Annotated in this window: 4 protein-coding genes (2 of these 4 only partly in view); 2 read left to right on the forward strand and 2 right to left on the reverse strand. The window is 45.0% G+C overall.

Annotation, left to right across the window (positions count from 1 at the left end; all coding sequences use genetic code 11):
• Both E8L90_RS23350 and gyrA read right to left on the reverse strand, forming a co-directional pair.
• Positions 1 to 238, reverse strand: partial view of an HD-GYP domain-containing protein gene (locus tag E8L90_RS23350; protein ID WP_208759442.1) — the 5' end (the start) only. 854 nt of this gene lie to the left of the window's left edge; 238 of the gene's 1,092 nt are visible here — the first part of the coding sequence; its start codon is at positions 236 to 238; its stop codon lies beyond the left edge, outside the window.
• Between the two features lie 163 nt (positions 239 to 401).
• Entirely contained in the window at positions 402 to 2,927 is a 2,526-nt protein-coding gene (gyrA, locus tag E8L90_RS23355; RefSeq protein ID WP_137031558.1) for a DNA gyrase subunit A, read from the reverse strand.
• 560 nt (positions 2,928 to 3,487) lie between these two features.
• Between gyrA and E8L90_RS23360 the strand changes: the two genes are divergently transcribed.
• Together E8L90_RS23360 and E8L90_RS23365 are read left to right on the forward strand one after the other, a co-directional pair.
• The gene (locus tag E8L90_RS23360) at positions 3,488 to 4,177 is read left to right on the forward strand and encodes a response regulator transcription factor (RefSeq protein WP_137031559.1); all 690 of its coding nucleotides are present in this window, start codon (positions 3,488 to 3,490) and stop codon (positions 4,175 to 4,177) included.
• Positions 4,174 to 5,000, forward strand: the 5' portion of a protein-coding gene (locus E8L90_RS23365; protein WP_137031560.1) for a sensor histidine kinase. 538 nt of this gene lie beyond the right edge of the window; 827 of the gene's 1,365 nt are visible here — the first part of the coding sequence; the start codon lies at positions 4,174 to 4,176; the stop codon falls past the right edge of the window. The genes E8L90_RS23360 and E8L90_RS23365 overlap by 4 nt, the downstream gene beginning before the upstream one ends.

The following is a 5,000-nucleotide window of genomic DNA, read 5'->3' on the forward strand; positions in this document are numbered from 1 at the left end:
TGAACTTATCAGAAGCTTCTGGCGCATCTATCTTAGTTGTAGTTAATTCACTTTGGTCAGTCCAAGCCCCTCCTGAATCCTCTACTTGTACCTGCTTGATCATGAAGGCTTCTAAGAATTGCACTTCTCTTTCATAGAGAGGGGTTCCTTTTGCAAAAAGAATGCCTCCCAATGCTGTAAATACGTCTTCAGCCAATTTCGCTCCAAGAGTCAGTTGTTTCACTTCCACATTGGGCAACCTACTCACCACCCGATCTAACTTGTTAATGATATGGTATCTATTTCCCAATTTTACTTCAAAACCAAACGATTTGCAGGAAAAAAACTGGGCAGGATAAACTTTCTGCGCTTACACGAAAAAACGCCCCACGGTATGCGGGACGCTTTCGTCGTGATTTTCTTTATTCCTCTGTCGGTTCGATAGGCTCGGTTGCTTCGACAGTCTCTCCGTCTTGCAGATCCTCAATTCTCTCTTCCGCATCTTCATCTGACATGTCCTCTTCCTCAGTTGGAGGACACTTGGCGACTGATCCCACTTGCTCATTTTCAGACAGGCGGATCAGTTTTACACCTTGCGTGTAACGCCCCATCACAGAAATACCTTTCATTTCTGTACGAATGATGATACCTGAAGTGGTAATAATCATCAGATCTTCTTCAGGCTCAACAACTTTCAGACCAACGACTGAACCGCTTCGATCCGTTACATTGTGTGTCTTAATTCCTTTACCGCCACGAGATTGAATGCGGTATTCATCGACAGGAGTCCGTTTTCCGTAACCATTCGCCGTTACGATGAGCACTTCTGCATTCGGTTTGATAACGTCCATATCGATGACATCATCATCGTCGTCAAGGGTAATCCCCTTCACACCGGTGGCGTTACGTCCCATCGTGCGTACGTCTCCCTCATTGAAACGGACGGACATGCCTTTGTGAGTACCCATAATAATTTGTTGTTGGCCATCCGTCAGACGAACACCAATCAACTCATCATCGTCGCGCAGGTTAACCGCAATCAGTCCGCCTTTGCGAATATTTTCATAGGACTCCAGCGTGGTTTTCTTAATAATCCCCTTCTTGGTCGCAAAGAACAGGTAATGTTCTTGATCAAACTCCTTCACAGGGATTACCGCACTAACCCGCTCCCCTTTTTCAATCTGAATGAGATTGATGATTGGGGTACCTTTCGCTGTCCGGCTTAGATCAGGAATTTCGAATCCTTTTAGGCGATAAACCTTCCCTTTGCTCGTGAAGAACATGATGTAATCATGCGAGTTGGTAATGTAAAGATGCTCGACAAAATCGTCATCCTTGGTTCCCAACCCCTGCACGCCACGTCCACCACGTTTTTGCGAACGGTAGGTGGAAACAGGCAGACGCTTAATATAACCGTCATGCGTCAGGGTAATGACCACATCTTCCTCTGGGATCAAATCAGCATCTTCGATATGATTCTCATCGAAAGTAATTTCCGTGCGTCTTGCATCTCCGAACTTCTCTTTGATCTCACCCAGCTCTTCCCGGATGATCGCATAGATTTTGCCTTCATCCGCAAGAATCGAACGCAGTTCTGCGATTTTTACCATGAGCTCCTGGTACTCGTTCTCGATTTTTTCTCGTTCCAAACCAGTCAGGCGTTGCAGACGCATATCAAGAATGGCCTGTGCCTGCTCGTAAGACAGGGAGTAATTTTCCATGAGTCCTGTACGAGCTTCTTCCGTGGTTTGCGAAGAACGAATCAAACTGATAATCTCGTCAATATGATCCAATGCAATGCGCAAGCCTTCCAAGATATGCGCCCTGGCTTCTGCTTGCTTGAGATCGTATTCGGTCCTTCTGCGAATAATGACGCGTTGGTGCTCCAAATAGTAATAGAGCATGTCACGCAGATTCAATACACGCGGACGACTGTCAACGAGGGCCAGCATGTTCACACCAAATGTAGACTGCATTTGGGTATGCTTAAACAGGTTATTCAATACAACCTTTGGAATGACGTCACGGCGCAATTCCATGACGATACGCATTCCTTTGCGGTCAGACTCATCACGAAGGTCGGTAATTCCTTCGATTTTTTTCTCGCGCACTAGCTCCGCAATTTTTTCCACGAGTCTAGCCTTGTTCACCTGATAAGGAATCTCTGTTACGATGATGCGCGGTTTTCCTTTCCCATCCTCTTCAATCTGGGTTTTGGCCCGCATAATAATGGAACCACGGCCTGTTTCATAGGCACGGCGAATACCACTGTAACCGAGAATCTCCCCTGCTGTAGGGAAGTCAGGTCCCTTGATAATCTTCATCAAATCTTGAATCGTAATATCAGGGTTGTCGATCATGGCAATAACGCCATCAACAACTTCTGTCAGGTTATGCGGCGGAATATTGGTAGCCATACCTACAGCAATCCCTGATGCCCCATTCAAAAGCAGGTTCGGGAAACGAGAAGGCAATACAACCGGCTCTTCTTTGCGTCCATCGTAGTTAGGAGTGAAATCGACCGTTTCTTTATCAATATCGCGCAAAAGCTCCAGCGCGAGCTTAGAAAAACGCGACTCCGTATAACGCATCGCCGCTGCCGGGTCGCCGTCTACAGAACCGAAGTTCCCTTGCCCTTCAACCAGCATGTAGCGCATGTTAAAATCTTGGGCCATACGTACCATCGCTTCATAGATGGAAGAGTCACCATGCGGATGGTAGTTCGCCATTACTTCCCCGACAACGTTTGCCGATTTACGGAACGGCTTGTCAGGAGTAAGACCCATATCGTGCATGGCATACAAAATACGCCTGTGTACAGGCTTCAAACCATCGCGAACGTCAGGCAAAGCCCGACTGACGATAACGCTCATCGCATAGCTAAGGAACGATTCTCTCATTTCGTGGCTAATATCGACTTTTGGAAACCGAGCAGTTTCTTCTGCCATAAAGGGTAAACCTCCAACTGGTTATCACAATACTTCATTATACCATATAGAGAGAGGGCACGTCCAAAAAATCCAGTTGAATCAGTCCATTTCCTCCATTTTCCCACCGATTTTGGTCGTACACACACGAAATTCGTAGCACCCCTAAATATCCCAGCTTTGTTTCACGTTGGGTCATCACACAAAACAAAAAAGGCCCCTACATTCTGGCGCCTAGAATTTCAACTTTTTTCACATGTATTTTTCATCATCTTTACAGCTTCACGACCATTTCCAATTCAGAGGAGCGAATCATTGTCTTCGTATCGATTAACAATCCGAACGTTATCGCGATCATCTGTAGTAGTTTTCCCATGGTGTATCCCTCCGTTTATTGAATGTACTTTAATTTTACAGTGAATGAACTGGTAGTCCTATCGATTTGGGTTTCAACTTCCTTACACTATTGTAAGAAACGTAGGAAAGTATGGGAAAAGTGTGGGAAATGCTTTCAACAACTACTTAAGTCCGTTTGAAGCTGTACAATAAAGTGAGAATCTTAAGGTTCGCGGAGGAATCCTATGAAGACCTTTCACATTGCTATCGTAGACGATGATATCAATATTCGTCAGATCGTCGAAGCCTATCTGGAAAAGGAAGGCTATGTTACAACTGCCGTTGAATCAGCCGAAGAGGCTATTGCTTTAGAGCAAGAGAATCCCCCCGATCTATGGGTATTGGACATCATGTTGCCAGGCATGAATGGTTATGAGTTTTGCCGACGTATTCGTGCTAACTCAGAAACGCCTATCATCATGGTCTCTGCTCGCGACGAAGAAGTAGACAAGATTCTTGGACTAGAGCTAGGAAGCGACGATTATCTCACCAAACCTTTTAGTCCTCGTGAATTAGTGGCACGCGTGAATCGAGCACTCCAACGTTGGAAACAGATGAAATCCCATGCGGACGAGACCGCAAACAGTGCTCTTGTGTTAGATAAGCACAAACGTCTCGTGTATTCTTTTGGGGAGGAAGTAGAGGTGACCTCGAAAGAGTTTCAGGTACTCAGCCTTTTATCAGGGCATCCGAATCGGGCTTTTTCCCGTGATGAGCTGCTCTCTCTTATATGGGGATATGATTATTTTGGAAGTGATCGGGTGGTTGATGATCTCATTCGTCGTATTCGAAAAAAGCTGGGCAAGATTCCTCTTGAAACGGTTTGGGGCTTTGGGTATCGCCTGCGAACTTTGGAAGGAACGAAGGATGAATGAGTATCCAATTTCGCATTACGTTAATGTTTGCCCTTCTTCTCTGTCTTGTCATGGGGGTATCAGCTATCCTGATCAATTCATTTTTGCTGGATAATTTAATCGAGCAGCAAAAGAATGAATTAAACCTAAAAGGTCGATTCTGGATTGAAAAAATGAACGAATCAAATGTAAAGATTGAAACTGAGGGAGTCGCAGAACTCGAAAAACTTCTCGTCTCCAATCGCAAGATAGAAGTTTTGCTCTTAGGAAAAAAGAAAAAAGTACTCTATACGTCCCTGCCTTCCTCAAATTTGAATGAGTGGATGGATGCCCTTGAGCGTAAAGCAGAGAAAAGGCAAAATCGAAACATTTGGATAGTCGGTAGTGATGATTACGTGGTCGTTACCTTACCTTTTAAAAACGACGAAAAGCAACGACTTATTCTGGCCTCTCCTGTCCGTGGACTAAAAGACATTCGGATGGAGATGACGAATAACATATTACTCATCGTTTTAATTGGAGCCATATCTACCATTTTGCTCAGCTTTTTTATTACGCGTAGTATGGTGAAGCCACTGCATAAATTGACGAGAGAAATAAAAAAGGTTCAAGCACGGCGTTTTTCCGAGGTCCAACTCATTCCTGCTCGCGGTGAAATTGCTGAAGTCTCGAATAGTGTCCACTCCATGGCACAAGAGCTCGATCGTTTTCATGAAATCCAGCGGCAATTTTTACAGAATGCTTCCCACGAGCTAAAAACCCCTCTCATGTCCATACAAGGATATGCCGAGGGAATTCGCGATGGCGTTTTTGTTGATGCTGCTGCTGAAAAAGGGTTTGATGT

This window comes from Brevibacillus antibioticus, assembly GCF_005217615.1.
Lineage (GTDB): Bacteria > Bacillota > Bacilli > Brevibacillales > Brevibacillaceae > Brevibacillus > Brevibacillus antibioticus.